Here is a 13984-nt window from a genome sequence, read left to right as displayed (position 1 = left end):
AATATAAAAAAGTATTACTAATGTTGGAGAAATGCCAACATAATTACTGCCAAATCCAAAACATTTTGCCCGTATACTATACAAAATATAATGTACTTTAGCCCTTACATTATGATGTTTAATATCAGCACATATTATCTTACCAATAATATTTGGTGTTTTTAAAGTGGAAATAATAACTATTTTTGAGCTATGTGTAAAAAAGGAAGCTATAAAACACATATTAAAGCTAATTGTCAAATTTCGGATGAAATCCAACTAGGCTTCCAATTCGACATCATAGATTGTTTTACATTAACAAGTTAATGGCCAACAATACATAGTAACTTGCTAGGAACAAATAAGAGATAGCAAGCACCATATTTTCAACTACCACAATATCAATTCTCCAAATTTGATTGGAGTGTTTTTAATCGAATGCTCTTTCCACTTCATAAAAACACCAGCAGCCATATACTATTATATTAGTGTTTTAGAATTAGATATTTTGTCTTAAAACTATTTATAAGTTATTATTTTTAAAAATAAACAATGCTTTCAGAATATAAAATTGTTTTTAGAATGAAATATTGCTTTAATTTGGAAATGAGTAATAAATGAAACTTTTATATACTTTGATGTTCATAATATTACATAACATCTTAGGATGTTTGGCTGGCACAGTACCAGCCAGCAGTTATATATGTTGAATGAGGATGTGTCAAAATTTGTTTAACAAATTTATCCTTATTCAATTTTAAAAATCTTTTTTTTTCAATGTTTTTCACTCAAGACATAATATTAACCCCCGAATTATATAAATTTTAAAATTATTTACAGTTACACAAACATTAAGGATATTGAATGAAAAAAATATATTTGGGTGTAGAAAATGAAACAGTATGTTGTTGATGCTTTTACCAATCAGATATTTAAAGGAAATCCTGCGGCAGTCTGCATTCTTGATGAATGGATAAATGAAGATGTAATGTTAAATATAGCCATTGAAAACAACCTATCTGAAACTGCATTTGCAGTTAAAAACTCCAATCAATATGAAATCAGATGGTTTACGCCAGGAGGTGAGGTAGACCTCTGCGGACATGCAACACTAGCAACAGCCTTTGTAATACTAAACTTTTATGAAAACACAGATGAAATTTATTTTAAAACAATTGATAATATCCAATTATCTGTTAAAAGAAGAGATACATTATATGAAATGGAATTTCCCACATATGATTTGAAATCAGTGAACATAACTGACGAAATCATCAATGCATTGGGAGTAAAACCAAATGAGATTTTTAAAGCAAGAGATTTGTTATGTGTATTGGATAGTCCCCAAAGCGTAATTGATTTTAAACCAAATTTAGATAAAATAGAAAAATTAGAAGGACTATTACTTCATATTACTGCAAAAGGAAAGGAATATGATTGCGTTTCAAGATCATTCGGACCAAAATTAAATATTCCTGAAGATCCAGTATGCGGTTCTGGGCATTGCCATATTGTGCCATACTGGAGTGAAAAATTAAACAAAAATAATATACATGCATATCAGGCTTCCAAACGAAGTGGACAATTATACTGTAAAATCAAAAATGATAAAGTTCTAATAGCAGGTGAAGCGACATTGTTCAGCGAATCAAAATTGAATATCAAATAGCAAACAATGGCATTGCCAATTTGAGCAGGAGCATATATATTCAAATAAAATTATGTAAAAATAAGAAAAAACAATTATTAAACTCTAACAAATAATATAAAGTCTAAAAATCATTTAAAATGGATTTTGCCCGTATACTATACAAAATATAATGCCCTTTGAAAATAAGCTAAAAAAATTTGGTAAAAATAATTCTTTATTAAAAAAAGAGAGGAACTTTTATCTGCATAAATTTCATCGTAATCAATTCAATACCCATCAGTCGGCAAATGCATAACCCGCATATTACCTGCCCTGACATTTAAATCGGCTTTTTGTCACACAAATTTTTAAAATAAAATAAAAGCAGATGAATTTAATCATCTACGTAATTTTAAGATTAACATTTTTGGTTACCTTATTATAGTAGCTATTGCCTTTGTAGGTTATTACGGATTTAAAAGTACCTTTTTTAGTCAATGAGGTAATTTTAAATGTTGCAACACCTTTACTGTTGGTATTAGCAGTGTAAGTTTTCTTGTTGACCTTAAGAGTAACCTTAATATTTTTCATGACCTTATTTAAATTATTTTTCAATGTTATTGTATATTTTTTGGTTTTAACTGATTTTTTGAAAGTTTTTGCCTTAGCAGTTATCTTTGGAGTTGCCTTTAAAACAACTACTTTTGTACTGGCAAAAGATGCTTTAAAACTTTCATCCCCCTCAAATTTAATGTATACATAATATGTTTTAGGAGCCAGCCTTGAAGAGACATCAAAAATAACTGTGACATTTTCACCAGATAAAACTCGACCATCCTCATCCTTAAGAGTGAATGTGACTTTACCTGCAACATTATAGGTAGTGGTTAGCTTGGATGATGTGATTTTAGTGGCCGTTTGTACAATGACTGGAACCCACGGGTTTACAGTAACTATGAATGTTTTTGAGAATGTTCCAACATTGTCAAAAGTTTCGCTATACGTGAATAAAACTTTTATAAAATGTGTTCCAACAGTTAAATATTCAAATAGCACCTTTGCAGAGTTTACATCATCAAAATGATATTCCGGGAGGCTAAATCCATCCACATAACAATTCAAATATCCATTTACGGGTGAATAGAATTGAAGAGTAACATTATTATTTCCCCCTTCTGTAAATTCCAACCTGTCAAGTTTTGCAGAAATATTTTTATTGTTTTCTACGACCCATATACTAAAAAATGTATCACCATTTCCTTTATTGGTTTCATATTCAACCCAATAATCAATAAAATCATAACCTACTGTATATATAGGATTACCTCCTATTGGGACAGTTAAATTAACAATTCCAATACCATCAATTATATCGGCAGATGCCAACAAGGTATTATTGAATTTGAAAGGTCCAAAGTCATTCCACCCTGAATAATAAACTCTGAATGTTCCATTAGCCCCAGGAGCTTCCATAAGAGCTTGAAACATTTCGCCTTCGGAATTATCATAAAAAGAAGGTGAAACAACCGGTTCAAATTTTTCATCTTTTAAGATTTCTTCTGAGTCATCAGCACCATTTTTTTCATCATCAACTGTTTGAATTACATTTTCATCATCGACTTGAGAGACTGTTAAATCATCAGTCGGTTCAATAGATGTAACATTATCATCAGCAATATCTTCCGATGCACTTGCAGCTCCAATCGATATAATCGCCAATAACATCAATGTTACTAACATTATCTTTTTAAATTTCATATTTACCTCCTCCGATTATTGCAATAATCCATTAATAAACAAATGTCAACCAAAAAAAATAGAATGAAAAATGTATTAATTATTTAAAAGCATAGCAAGCTATAAAAACCTTGCATTTTATCTGTAACTATTTAAATAACTTTAATATATAAATTACTAATGTTACTTGCAATCATTCAATCTACAGGTTGTTTGTTTAACCGTAACATGTGAAAGTAATATTAATTTAAGTGTTATGGCACTTATTAAATAATCACTTTTAACCGTTGCATCTTTTTTCAAACATTCAATACTTAAAAATAACTGTTTAATCAAAAGATATATATTATATTATATTTGTACTATTATTTAAATTAAAGTTCAAATATGCGTTATTTAAAAAAAATAAATGTTAAAAATACTTTACATAAATTTGATAATAAAAAAAGAAACTAATTAAGACATAACGAACAAATACCATACTTTTTTACAAAAACAATGAAATTTTATTAAAAAAAATTAAACAACCCCCAAGGCTGCGAACTTTACAAATTTTAGATAATAAAATATTTTACATAATTAGGAACAACTAATTGTTTTAACTGAAAAGATATAGTTAAAAGACCATAAACTGATATTTATCTGTCAATTCCTTCTTTTAGATATGTTGTTTTTTCAAAAAAATACATACTAACATCTTTAGTTTTTCCTGCCAACTTATCTTTTATAAATATTGTTTCCAATGCATTTATTTTGCCGTCTTTTTCCAAATCATCGTAACTGCTACCTGCACTAATTAGGAAGTTTGTATGGACCATTGTCTTCATTGATGCAGATTTACCGTCATCATAATCATATTTAAATCCCTTTGTAAATACTCTTGCAAAATAACCCACCAATTTTGAAGGTGCATCCATCCAAAATAACGGAAATATGAATGTCAATACATCTGCATTATTAATTCTTTCCTGTTCAAGAAGCACATCTTCAGCTAAAGGACATGGAATATTATTATTTTCTCTTAAATATTCCTCTTCAGTAATATCTGAATTAAAATTAGACCCATATAAATCTGTGATTGTGTATGAGATATTTATTTCTTCCAATCCATCAATATATCCCTGTTAATGGTATTTGTGATTTATTTTTCACTAGGATGACAATATAATATAGCACTTTAGGAGTTCTATTTAACATATTATCCATTTAAAAAGTTATTAAAATAATTTTTGCCCCTATACTATACAAAATATTTAGTACTTTTAGCTCTGACAATATAATTTTAGAACATGAAAATATAAAAAATATATCATTTTAATTAATGTATTCACTAATTCCAGTGAGCTTTTCAATGTCTGAATAATTCCAATATTTGTTTTCCCAATGGAAATATACGTCCTTTCTTTTCTTGAAAATTCTAAATGGAACATTAGTATTGTCATAAATATGGACAATATCACAAATTTCAACTAATTCAGGAACCAAATCTAGTGCCTTATAATATCTTGATTTGATCTTTTCTTCAGGAACAGTATGACCACCCATAGATTCCTTGATATCAATACGAGTCTTATTAATTTCTGGATTTGATGTTAAAACATATATGCATCTTAAAAAATACCCTTTTCTTTAGCTTTTTTAAGCAATTTGAGATTCCTATCTGTAGAAAGAACCGTTTCAAATGTGAAATCTTTACCTTGTTCCACCATAGATTCCCTAAGCTCTTCAGCTTTTAGGGCGGCTTCTAAATCACTACATAAACTTGATTTCTTAATATCATCAGCATTAATGTAAATCCCAATAGTTTTGGCCATGCGGGTTATGGTGGTTTTTCCACTACCATTTGGGCCTGCAAATACAATAACTTCAGGAAGTCTATTTTTCATTTGGATAAACTCTCCTTCCATCAGGATACTCTATATAGGGACTATCTAATTCATCATCATAACCAGCAATAGGAAGTCCTTTAATTTTACAGATTTCTTGATCAATTCTGATGGATTCCTTAAATCTTTCAGTTAGCTCTTCATCAGAAATACCACAAGTAGAGTCTAATTCATTTTCTTCAACCAATACTATTCCTCCTATTCTGTAATTTAATTTAACATTAACAATAATATTTTAAATCTTATAATTTAATAAATTTTTCCAAAGTACAACTTTATGAAAAAAAGCAGTTATTAATTATATAACCTCTTTTTAAAATAAGTATTAAAGCTGTTGCCGCATATTATGCAAAATATTTACTACTTTTAACTCCTACACCCTAATTTTTGACTCATCCAGTATTAAAAATCTTCGAAATATAACTAATAAAACATATATATTCAAAGATAATTATGATAATTATAAAAATGAAAATGTTTTGGAGGAATATATATGATATTGTCTTCTTTTTCAATATTTGTTATGGTATCTGAGATAATAATTCCATAATCAGCACCATAATTATTGATTGCATGAGTAATTTGCTTTTTATCTTTCCTGCCACGACCCACCTCAATAGGTACTGGATTTTTAAAATCCTGTTGCAAAATAAAATCAACATTTCTCTTTTTGTGCATCAATTAACATCGCTTGCCGTTAATGTGAGAGTCAATAGTTTAAAATAAAAGAAAACAAGAAATATTAATTTAAATTAACATTAACGATTTGATAATCAAACCTGAAAGCTGAATTAACATTAACGACGGCCATTTGTTAATGGAAACTTACTTTTGAAAAGTAGTTGATGTATATGCATAGTTGAAATAGATTTTGATTTTTAATACCTTTGCCGTTAATGTGATGGTGGGTTCATTATCTGCGAGAACAATATTCAGTCTTGTTTTTCCAATAAGTCATATACGTTTAACGCAATAAGTCTTTTTGAGGAAATATATAAAAATGGTGCTAAAAAGAATGTTGCAATTGAATAGATAATATCAAGTAGAGTAAGGCCTTTACTAAATGGAATAACAACTGAAGCGGCAAATGCCTGTGAGATTATAACAGCAATAATAACTTTTATGAAATAACGGGTGTCAAATATTTTTATTAAATTTATGATTTCACGAAGATGGAAAGCCTCTATAAACTTTCCATTATGCAAATATCTGTTTAACAATCCTGCAATTAAACATAAATATAGTAATATAAACAAAATAACAAAACATACCGTAAATATCAGGTTTCCATCAGCATAACTCAGTTTTGCTAAACGAATCAACGCATATAAGAATCCTGAATAGATGAATACAATGACTGATTTCTTAAAGCCCTCCCAAACAAGCCTTTTCATATTATTCTTAAAGCGAGGATGTTCATCCCTACCCTTAAGGGCATACCATGATACATATGACCCATATCCTACAACAATAAGTAGAAATACATTTATTACCTTTAAAATCGGGTCAGATAAACTATTTTTGTTAATAAAACAGGCAATACTTACTAAACTACTGACTATTATGATTCCTGTCTTATCGCTTAATGTATAATCTATCGATTCTTTTATATGGTCAATGAATAATCTCATGTTAATTCTCTAACAACACTTTTCCAGTATATAATATGTTGCACATCGAATAAAAGATTATTGTTCCCAATGATAAAATTCAAACCTTAAAGCAAGTGAGCTATCGGATATTGATGGGCGCATATTTCATCAACCGGATATATCCACTGATTTTTTGTAAATCCTGATATGAGGTATCTTACATTATTCGACATTATTCTTCCACTATACATTGCCTTGAACTAATCCATATATTCCATTCTCTCCATTTTCAAAGCAGGCCAAAATGATACTGGCTAGAGAAAAGGAAGTCCTTATAGGTGGTGCCAGGCGGTTCCAAATCAAGAAGTTTATTGATGAGGGGCATTGTTTTATGTTCAGGATGATGATAATGAATATCATGCCCTCATCCTGAGATGTACTTTATCTGACTTGAAGCGTAAAGGAGCTTTAATTCATAAAGCAAGTCAGTGGTTAAATCGAAAGGAAATTCAAAATAATGCAAGCATCAAACCAAAGTGGGATGAAACAGAACATTCATGGACATTTCCCAATGGAAATTCACTAACCTTCGGATATTTGAGTAACAACAATGACCTCGATACATATCAAGGTTCTGAATATCAATTCATTGGTATTGATGAGCTGACACAGCTTGAAAGATTCAAATACATTTACATGAGGTCTAGAGTAAGGAAAACAAAAGATAACAAACTTCCTACACAAGTAATATAAATATTTTATGATTGTTGCCCGTATACTATACAAAATATAACGTACTTTTAGCTTTTACATTATAATATTTAATATCGACCCATATAAATCTTATCAATAATATTTTGGTGTCTTTAAAGTGGAAATAATAATGCTTTTTTGAACTATGTGTAGAAAAGGAAAATTTCGGATGAAATCCAACTAGGCTTCCAATTCGACATCATAGATTGTTTTACATTAACAAGTTAATGGCCAACAATACATAGTAACTTGCTAGGAATAAATAAGAGATAGCAAGCACCATATTTTCAACAGCAAGAATGTCTATTCCTCCAAATTTGATTGGAGTGTTTTTAATTGAATTCTCTTTCCAGTTCATAAAAACACCATTAATATGCATTATTGTATTAGTGTTTTAGAATTGAATATTTTGTTTTAAAATTATTTATAATTTCTTATTTTTAAAAATAAAGATTGTTTTTAGAATATAAAATTGTTTTTAGAATAGAATATTGCCTTAATTTGGAAATTAGTAATGAATGAAACTTTTATATAGTTTGACGTTCATAATACCATATAACATCTTAGGATGTTTTGGCGGCGCAATGTCAACCAATAGATATGCATATTGAATGAGGATGTGTCAAAATTTGTTTAACAAATTTATCCTTATTCAATTTTAAAAAAATCTATTTTTTTGCTTAATATTAACTTTATTGATGTGAATTTTACTAAAACTCAAAGTCTGTTGTAATTTCCTGTATACTCTCACTTTGCATCAGAATATTAACCAATCTCTCATCCAAATCTGCATGATTATCATGATAGTCAATTTCACCCAGTTCACTTCGGATTTTATAAGCCAAGTGTTCCTCATCCAAACTGAAGTATGAATTAATATTTTCCTTATTTCCTCGAGCATCAAGTCTGATCCATTTATTTAAATCTTTTATATACACCGTATTTAAAGCATGAATCATATAACCTTCACTTGCATCATCTGCTCTTGTAAGAAGCTGATAACTGATGCCTGACGGAATTCCATCTGCTCTTAAAAGTGCTGCAAGAAGACATGATTTTGTCCAGCAGATTCCAGTTTTATTTTTAAGCACATCACTGGCAGTTCTTGAAACTATATTTGTTTCAATATCCCACGAGTGAAGAATTTCATCCCTAACAAAGATGTAACTCCTTTTGATATAATCCAAATTATCCTCTGATTGATTCTTTAATTCCCGAACCCTTTCTTGGATATGAAAATTCATATAATCAATGCTTGGAGTTTCTATTAAATAATCTTCCATTTAATTACCCACACCATTAAAATTAGTTAAATATAAAATAAAATAATAATATTGTTTTATAATCCTAAAAAACTTCATAAAATGGATTTTGCCCGTATACTATACAAAATATTTACTACTTTTAGCTCTTACAGTATAATATTTGACTCAACAGCATATAAATTTTCTACTAGAGGTTTTCCAACAAACATCACACTCAATCCTATTAACTATTGGAAACAGGAGCAACTTAATAGAAGCATAATGAATGTAATGTATTAGTTCATTATCTTTTCAAATCTAAACATTTCCTCATCCCTCATTGGATGGTCTTTATCCCAATCAGGTTCAGGATTCTTTTCATTTAAGAATTCCACTATATGGAACCCTAATTTGTTTACGTAAAAATGGATATTTCTTTTGTCAAAGTATGGGGTGCAGGTTTCCCATATTTTTGTATTTGGATATAAAGTTTCTATTTCTTCCCATATCTTTTGTCCGATGCCTTTGTTTTGACTGGATGTGCTTACGAATAAGAAATCCAAGTGGTTGTGTTGGGTTTTTTCATTTATTTCAACAATTACTCCACTTAAAATGGTATTATTATCTTTCATTACATAAGCATGACTGTTTTCTTTTTTCAAGCATTCATCAATGTCTTTTTCAGGTAAGATCAACTCTTCACATTTACCATAAATATTTTCATAACCATATTGGAATGATTCCTGCAGCAAACTTTTAAATTTAGATAGATCTTCATCCCGCAATTCAATTAATTCCATGATAATTTATATAATGCACTACTTTCAAATAGTTTTCATTAAAATACACCAAAATAACATTAATAATGATGAGGTAAAAAGAAGTTTCTGAAGCTAAATATTGATGCATTAGATTATTTTAATTTTTTTCGCTAAAAATATTTAGGAAAAATAAGAAAGTAATAAAATAAGAAAAAATAATCCTCGAGGAAAATAGTATGAAAGACTACTCATGTGCCGATTGCAGAATTATAAACTGCAAACACCAAGACAAGGAATACCCTAAATTCTGTCCAACAAAAGAATTGACAAGTGATGAAATACTAGAAGTTGAAAAATTGTACAATGAAGACAACAACAAAGAAATATCACGGATATCAGCAGAAATAGAAGATGAATTCTACTGCAAATACACAAGAGTGGAAGAAATCATGGAATTTGCCAAAAGACTAAAAATGAATAAAATAGGAGTAGTTGCATGTGTGGGGCTAATGGAAGAAAGCAGAACTTTTGCAAAAATCCTGGAAAAACACGACTTTGAAGTGTATTCTGCAGCATGTAAAGTGGGAGCAATGAAAAAAACAGAGATAACGGGTCTTGATGAAGAAAAAACAGCCGTGACTGGAAATGTAATGTGCAACCCAATACTTCAGGCCAAAATACTGAACAAGGAAAAAACAGATCTTAATGTGATAATAGGTTTATGTGTAGGACATGACAGTCTATTTTATAAATATTCAGATGCTCTGTGCACAACACTTGTAACGAAAGACAAAGTGCTCGCACACAATCCTGTAGGAGCATTATACCAAGCAAACACATATTATAAAAAGCTAATGAATGATTAGTAAATGTTTAATTATTAAAAAATTGATAAAAAAAGAATTGATTTAATGTTCAATCAATTGTGATGCATTCGTTAGGACAAAGATCCACACAGGTTTCGCAGTAGCTGCATTCATCAGGTTCATTGATGGTCAATTTGCCATCTTTAAGAATCAGGACTTCCATAGGGCAGACGTCTGTGCAATCTCCACAATTATCACATTTGTTGGTGTCTATTGTAATGTCAGCCATTTTTTCAACCTCTAATAATAATTAAAATGGAGTATGTTTTTTAGCATACCCTATGTCCGCAGCATTTTTCCGGGTCGTGTGGGATATTCGGGTCATGATGGTCAGGGTATGGTTTTCCACAGGTTAATGGTCCTCTTCCACGGGCAGATCCGCAGCATCCCCCCATTCTTTTGTTGTGGTTTAATATTGAATCGATATCCAAATCTTTTACTTCACCAATATATTCGATGGTTGTGCTGTGGCATTTTGGACACATTTCATGTTCACCGTTTAATGTTATCCAATTGAAACCGCATTCTTTACAGACATATTCTAAATTATCAGCCATTTGAATCATCTCCCATTTAAATATTGCATAATCCTCTTCCCTGAAGTGCTGAACCGCATTCAGGACATGTTTTGGTTCTGCATGGAACTCCTCTAATTTTTGGTTCACTGTAACCGCAATTAGGGCAACTGCATGCGTCATTTGACATTTGATTTCTTCTATTGTTTGCGTTTAATTTGCGAATGTTTGTTGATTTGCAGTCAGGGCATTCTTCATATTCTTTTTCTGGATTTGACCATTGAAAACCACAATCTTCGCATAAATATTTATTTGGATCAATCATTGTATCACCTTTGACAATAACTATTGGCCGGCCTTCAATTAGAGAGGTAGCGAGCTTATTTCTTGCAGAATTCAGAATCCTGTGAAATGTTGATTGTGAAATTCCCATGAACTCCGCAGATTCCGTTTGCTTTATATCATGATAATCTTTAAATCTGATTGCTTCAAACTCATCTACAGACAGTTCGATGGGATTTAGATTTTTTTTCAACTCATGTCTGTGGCATGTAACCACTCTTCTCATTCTTTTAGGCCTAACCATAACTCTCCCCCAAAATGTGTCTTCAGGTATTATGAATATATATTCATAACTCATATATAAAGATTACTCCCCACCAAATATAAACTCAAAACTATACCAAGTATAAACACCCGCTAAAAATGCCAAATTGATTCTTAAAAAAAAGACTTATTCTATGATGTTAATAAGAGTAATATGTTTAAATTTTTAAAAAATAATATAGATTTCATATTGCCGTATACAATACAAAATATTTATTCCTTTTAGCTCTCGAATTATAAATATGCAACGAAGAAGCATATATATTTTTTATTCATTTATTTTCATCCCAATGTTTAAAAATTATAAAAATAAAAAAATATAAAATAGTTTAAATAATTAAATAAGAAAAATTAATAAGGATTAATTTATTTTTATCCTAAGGGGAGAGCATTTTAATGAAAGAATTAGGTGCAAGAGCATTTTTTTACGGACACCCGGCTCCAGTGTTTATGGTGGCCACATATAATGATGATGAGACTGTTAATGTGATGAATTTGCATGAAGTTGCAAGAACAAATGCAGGAGACCTTGCATTATGCATAGGACCTGGCAAGAAGACTCACGAAAACATTGAAAAAAGAAAAGCATTGACTCTTACATTAGTCAGTAAGGACATGGTAAAAGAAGTGGATTATTTCGGTCTGGTTTCAGGACATAGGGTGCCGGACAAGTTTGAAAAAACCGGACTGAAAGCTCAAAGAAGTTCAAACGTAAATGCCCCTGTAATTGAAGGTAGTCCACTTGTTATCGAATGTGAACTTATAGAATTTGTCGAAACAGATAATTTCACTACAGTACTTGCCCGTATTGTTAATCTACTGGCAGATGAATCCATTTTAAATGAAAAAGGAAAGATTGATTCCACCAAGATTAATATGGTATTCTATGATTCATTCAGCAATAGTTATTTCACACTGGGTGAAAAAGTTGGGGACGCATTTAAAGATGGAAAACATTTCATATAAATCTTATAATATTTTGGTGTTTTTATTTATAAGATTAGGGCATTTTTATGCAAATCTGCCAATAATTAAATTATTTCTTATTTTAAGTCCATTAATTTAATTTCATCAAATAGTTTGAATTCCCCATCAAAGCTTGCAACATAATCTAATTTATAATATTCATATATAACAACTTCTGAACAATCTATAAATCCCAATTTGAATTTATTTTTATTGTATTTTTCAAAAATTGCAAATACATTATCATTGTACATGTTAATGTCTGATTCATTGATGATTGTGAAATTATCTTTCATATAGTTATATGCAAGTCTAACTAATGCAATATCCTTTGTTTTTTGGCCCAATATTGTTATTACTTCAGACACTATCCCATTTGAGATGTAACAATCATTATCTAGAATTTCTTTGTTTTTTATTGCTCTTTGATGTAGCGGGTCATTTTTTCTAAATATTGCAATGATGAATGATGAGTCCAATAAAATTTTCATTTGTATAAACTCCTTTTTAGTTCAACGGCATCTCTTGGATCATCATCTTCAATAATGCCCAATACATCCTCCAGATTTACTTTTTTTCTTGGTTTGATTACAATTTCATTATTTTCATTAATAGACCAATCAATGATTGTATCCTCTATAGTTAAATCTGTGAGTTTATTACGTATAGCTTTAGGGATGGCTAACTGATAATTTTTATACAATGTTGTTGTTGCAATTATATTATCCATAATATTCAGACTCCTTTAATTTTATTTAATTAATATTATATTTTCAGAGAATATAAAGTTATCTGAAAAATTATAAAGTCACTAATCATAACCATATAAAATTACGAAAATAGTTTAAAATATATAAATTAAACAATAATTCAATTACTATTAGAAACATAAAATATGAAATAGTTAATGAATAGTTTTCCTAATAATTTTTCAAATAATTTAAAGTCAATATTACAAAAAAAGTATACAAAATATAATACTCTTTAGAAAAAAAGACCAAATTAATTCCTTAAAAAAATACTTATTTTTTAAAAATACCAACACATTACACTCAATAATATTATCAAATAAGTTATATTAAGTTAATTAAATATAAACTTAATATTAATGATTAATAATTAAAATAAACCCGAAATAATATGAATTTTATTTTGCCCGTATACTAACTCTCTTGAATCATCGCTAGAATACCCTTCGCTCCTCGAGTAACCCTCGAAACGGGCAGCCTATCCAATGCTGGGTTTCTTCTAATCATCGACAGCTAAAACTTTCCTCATAAAAGGACCGTAGGCATTGGTCAAAAAATGATACGACAATATTATTATGTAAAAAATGATATTTAATAGTTCTCAAAAAAATGAGTCTGTAAAATTTTATAGGCTTATTTAATTTTTATGTGTTTTTGTGTCCAGTTTTGCATTTGGAAGTCTAAAAAGGTTAGAATTCCA

19 protein-coding genes are annotated in these 13984 nt (G+C 29.5%); 4 read left to right on the top strand and 15 right to left on the bottom strand.

Translation table 11 applies throughout. The features are described from left to right. The first annotated feature begins 871 nt into the window (after positions 1-871). Positions 872-1648: a PhzF family phenazine biosynthesis protein gene (locus tag QZU75_RS12270; RefSeq protein ID WP_296884094.1), complete on the top strand. Its 777-nt coding sequence runs from the start codon at positions 872-874 to the stop codon at positions 1646-1648. Between the two features lie 363 nt (positions 1649-2011). On the opposite strand, the gene QZU75_RS12265 is transcribed toward QZU75_RS12270, so the two are convergent. The 7 genes from QZU75_RS12265 to QZU75_RS12235 form a co-directional block, all read right to left on the bottom strand. Beyond that, entirely contained in the window at positions 2012-3367 is a 1356-nt protein-coding gene (locus QZU75_RS12265) for a hypothetical protein (protein ID WP_296884092.1), read from the bottom strand. A gap of 617 nt (positions 3368-3984) precedes the next feature. Beyond that, entirely contained in the window at positions 3985-4452 is a 468-nt protein-coding gene (locus QZU75_RS12260; RefSeq protein ID WP_296884090.1) for an NAD(P)H-dependent oxidoreductase, read from the bottom strand. Positions 4453-4660: 208 nt separating this feature from the next. Next, a complete protein-coding gene (locus tag QZU75_RS12255) occupies positions 4661-4891 on the bottom strand; it encodes a hypothetical protein (protein ID WP_292606368.1) in 231 nt (76 codons plus the stop codon). 65 nt (positions 4892-4956) lie between these two features. Next, on the bottom strand, positions 4957-5232 hold the full coding sequence (locus QZU75_RS12250; RefSeq protein WP_296884089.1) for a hypothetical protein: 276 nt from the start codon (positions 5230-5232) through the stop codon (positions 4957-4959). Continuing rightward, positions 5222-5419, bottom strand: a complete 198-nt coding sequence (locus QZU75_RS12245) for a hypothetical protein (RefSeq protein WP_295727181.1) — start codon at positions 5417-5419, stop codon at positions 5222-5224. Before QZU75_RS12245 ends, QZU75_RS12250 begins: the two co-directional genes overlap by 11 nt. Positions 5420-5673: 254 nt before the next feature. Further along, the gene (locus QZU75_RS12240) at positions 5674-5910 is read right to left on the bottom strand and encodes a hypothetical protein (RefSeq protein ID WP_296884087.1); all 237 of its coding nucleotides are present in this window, start codon (positions 5908-5910) and stop codon (positions 5674-5676) included. Positions 5911-6164: 254 nt separating this feature from the next. Then, the gene (locus QZU75_RS12235; protein ID WP_295596933.1) at positions 6165-6863 is read right to left on the bottom strand and encodes a DUF4013 domain-containing protein; all 699 of its coding nucleotides are present in this window, start codon (positions 6861-6863) and stop codon (positions 6165-6167) included. Between the two features lie 345 nt (positions 6864-7208). Between QZU75_RS12235 and QZU75_RS12230 the strand changes: the two genes are divergently transcribed. After that, positions 7209-7577 carry a terminase large subunit domain-containing protein gene (locus tag QZU75_RS12230; protein WP_296884085.1) on the top strand — a complete coding sequence of 123 codons (369 nt, stop codon included), beginning with the start codon at positions 7209-7211 and terminating at the stop codon, positions 7575-7577. A 211-nt stretch (positions 7578-7788) separates the two neighbouring features. On the opposite strand, the gene QZU75_RS12225 is transcribed toward QZU75_RS12230, so the two are convergent. The 3 genes from QZU75_RS12225 to QZU75_RS12215 form a co-directional block, all read right to left on the bottom strand. Further along, positions 7789-7935, bottom strand: coding sequence for a hypothetical protein (locus QZU75_RS12225; RefSeq protein ID WP_292606348.1), 147 nt, complete (start codon positions 7933-7935; stop codon positions 7789-7791). Positions 7936-8287: 352 nt separating this feature from the next. Continuing rightward, entirely contained in the window at positions 8288-8860 is a 573-nt protein-coding gene (locus tag QZU75_RS12220; RefSeq protein WP_296884084.1) for a transglutaminase family protein, read from the bottom strand. 257 nt (positions 8861-9117) lie between these two features. Next, positions 9118-9621, bottom strand: coding sequence for a GNAT family N-acetyltransferase (locus QZU75_RS12215; RefSeq protein WP_296798295.1), 504 nt, complete (start codon positions 9619-9621; stop codon positions 9118-9120). Positions 9622-9818: 197 nt separating this feature from the next. On the opposite strand from QZU75_RS12215, the gene QZU75_RS12210 reads away from it, so the two are divergent. Continuing rightward, a complete protein-coding gene (locus QZU75_RS12210) occupies positions 9819-10448 on the top strand; it encodes a DUF1847 domain-containing protein (protein ID WP_296798296.1) in 630 nt (209 codons plus the stop codon). Between the two features lie 49 nt (positions 10449-10497). On the opposite strand, the gene QZU75_RS12205 is transcribed toward QZU75_RS12210, so the two are convergent. The 3 genes from QZU75_RS12205 to QZU75_RS12195 are packed head-to-tail and all read right to left on the bottom strand — an operon-like array spanning position 10498 to position 11549. Further along, the gene (locus QZU75_RS12205; RefSeq protein ID WP_296798297.1) at positions 10498-10677 is read right to left on the bottom strand and encodes a 4Fe-4S binding protein; all 180 of its coding nucleotides are present in this window, start codon (positions 10675-10677) and stop codon (positions 10498-10500) included. A 40-nt stretch (positions 10678-10717) separates the two neighbouring features. Further along, positions 10718-11005, bottom strand: coding sequence for a DNA-binding protein (locus QZU75_RS12200; RefSeq protein ID WP_296798299.1), 288 nt, complete (start codon positions 11003-11005; stop codon positions 10718-10720). Positions 11006-11021: 16 nt separating this feature from the next. Then, positions 11022-11549, bottom strand: coding sequence for a DUF134 domain-containing protein (locus tag QZU75_RS12195; protein ID WP_296798308.1), 528 nt, complete (start codon positions 11547-11549; stop codon positions 11022-11024). Positions 11550-11965: 416 nt separating this feature from the next. On the opposite strand from QZU75_RS12195, the gene QZU75_RS12190 reads away from it, so the two are divergent. Continuing rightward, positions 11966-12535, top strand: a complete 570-nt coding sequence (locus tag QZU75_RS12190) for a flavin reductase family protein (protein WP_296798300.1) — start codon at positions 11966-11968, stop codon at positions 12533-12535. A gap of 77 nt (positions 12536-12612) precedes the next feature. Here the strand turns inward: QZU75_RS12190 and QZU75_RS12185 are convergent, their stop codons facing one another. Both QZU75_RS12185 and QZU75_RS12180 read right to left on the bottom strand, forming a co-directional pair. Then, the gene (locus QZU75_RS12185; protein ID WP_296798302.1) at positions 12613-13026 is read right to left on the bottom strand and encodes a PIN domain-containing protein; all 414 of its coding nucleotides are present in this window, start codon (positions 13024-13026) and stop codon (positions 12613-12615) included. Continuing rightward, positions 13023-13265 (bottom strand): hypothetical protein, encoded by a 243-nt coding sequence (locus QZU75_RS12180; RefSeq protein ID WP_296798304.1) that lies wholly within the window; start codon positions 13263-13265, stop codon positions 13023-13025. Before QZU75_RS12180 ends, QZU75_RS12185 begins: the two co-directional genes overlap by 4 nt. Between the last annotated feature and the right edge of the window lie 719 nt (positions 13266-13984).

Source organism: uncultured Methanobrevibacter sp., from assembly GCF_902764455.1.
Taxonomy (GTDB): domain Archaea; phylum Methanobacteriota; class Methanobacteria; order Methanobacteriales; family Methanobacteriaceae; genus Methanocatella.
This window is presented reverse-complemented; position numbering and strand designations above follow the sequence as displayed.

Excerpts from the sequence above, each read along its gene's own strand:
- QZU75_RS12270 (WP_296884094.1), top strand. The coding sequence starts at position 872 with ATGAAACAGTATGTTGTTGATGCTTTTACCAATCAGATATTTAAAGGA.
- QZU75_RS12265 (WP_296884092.1), bottom strand. The coding sequence starts at position 3,367 with ATGAAATTTAAAAAGATAATGTTAGTAACATTGATGTTATTGGCGATT.
- QZU75_RS12255 (WP_292606368.1), bottom strand. The coding sequence starts at position 4,891 with ATGGGTGGTCATACTGTTCCTGAAGAAAAGATCAAATCAAGATATTAT.
- QZU75_RS12250 (WP_296884089.1), bottom strand. The coding sequence starts at position 5,232 with ATGAAAAATAGACTTCCTGAAGTTATTGTATTTGCAGGCCCAAATGGT.
- QZU75_RS12240 (WP_296884087.1), bottom strand. The coding sequence starts at position 5,910 with ATGCACAAAAAGAGAAATGTTGATTTTATTTTGCAACAGGATTTTAAA.
- QZU75_RS12235 (WP_295596933.1), bottom strand. The coding sequence starts at position 6,863 with ATGAGATTATTCATTGACCATATAAAAGAATCGATAGATTATACATTA.
- QZU75_RS12225 (WP_292606348.1), bottom strand. The coding sequence starts at position 7,935 with ATGAACTGGAAAGAGAATTCAATTAAAAACACTCCAATCAAATTTGGA.
- QZU75_RS12220 (WP_296884084.1), bottom strand. The coding sequence starts at position 8,860 with ATGGAAGATTATTTAATAGAAACTCCAAGCATTGATTATATGAATTTT.
- QZU75_RS12215 (WP_296798295.1), bottom strand. The coding sequence starts at position 9,621 with ATGGAATTAATTGAATTGCGGGATGAAGATCTATCTAAATTTAAAAGT.
- QZU75_RS12210 (WP_296798296.1), top strand. The coding sequence starts at position 9,819 with ATGAAAGACTACTCATGTGCCGATTGCAGAATTATAAACTGCAAACAC.
- QZU75_RS12205 (WP_296798297.1), bottom strand. The coding sequence starts at position 10,677 with ATGGCTGACATTACAATAGACACCAACAAATGTGATAATTGTGGAGAT.
- QZU75_RS12200 (WP_296798299.1), bottom strand. The coding sequence starts at position 11,005 with ATGGCTGATAATTTAGAATATGTCTGTAAAGAATGCGGTTTCAATTGG.
- QZU75_RS12195 (WP_296798308.1), bottom strand. The coding sequence starts at position 11,549 with ATGGTTAGGCCTAAAAGAATGAGAAGAGTGGTTACATGCCACAGACAT.
- QZU75_RS12190 (WP_296798300.1), top strand. The coding sequence starts at position 11,966 with ATGAAAGAATTAGGTGCAAGAGCATTTTTTTACGGACACCCGGCTCCA.
- QZU75_RS12185 (WP_296798302.1), bottom strand. The coding sequence starts at position 13,026 with ATGAAAATTTTATTGGACTCATCATTCATCATTGCAATATTTAGAAAA.
- QZU75_RS12180 (WP_296798304.1), bottom strand. The coding sequence starts at position 13,265 with ATGGATAATATAATTGCAACAACAACATTGTATAAAAATTATCAGTTA.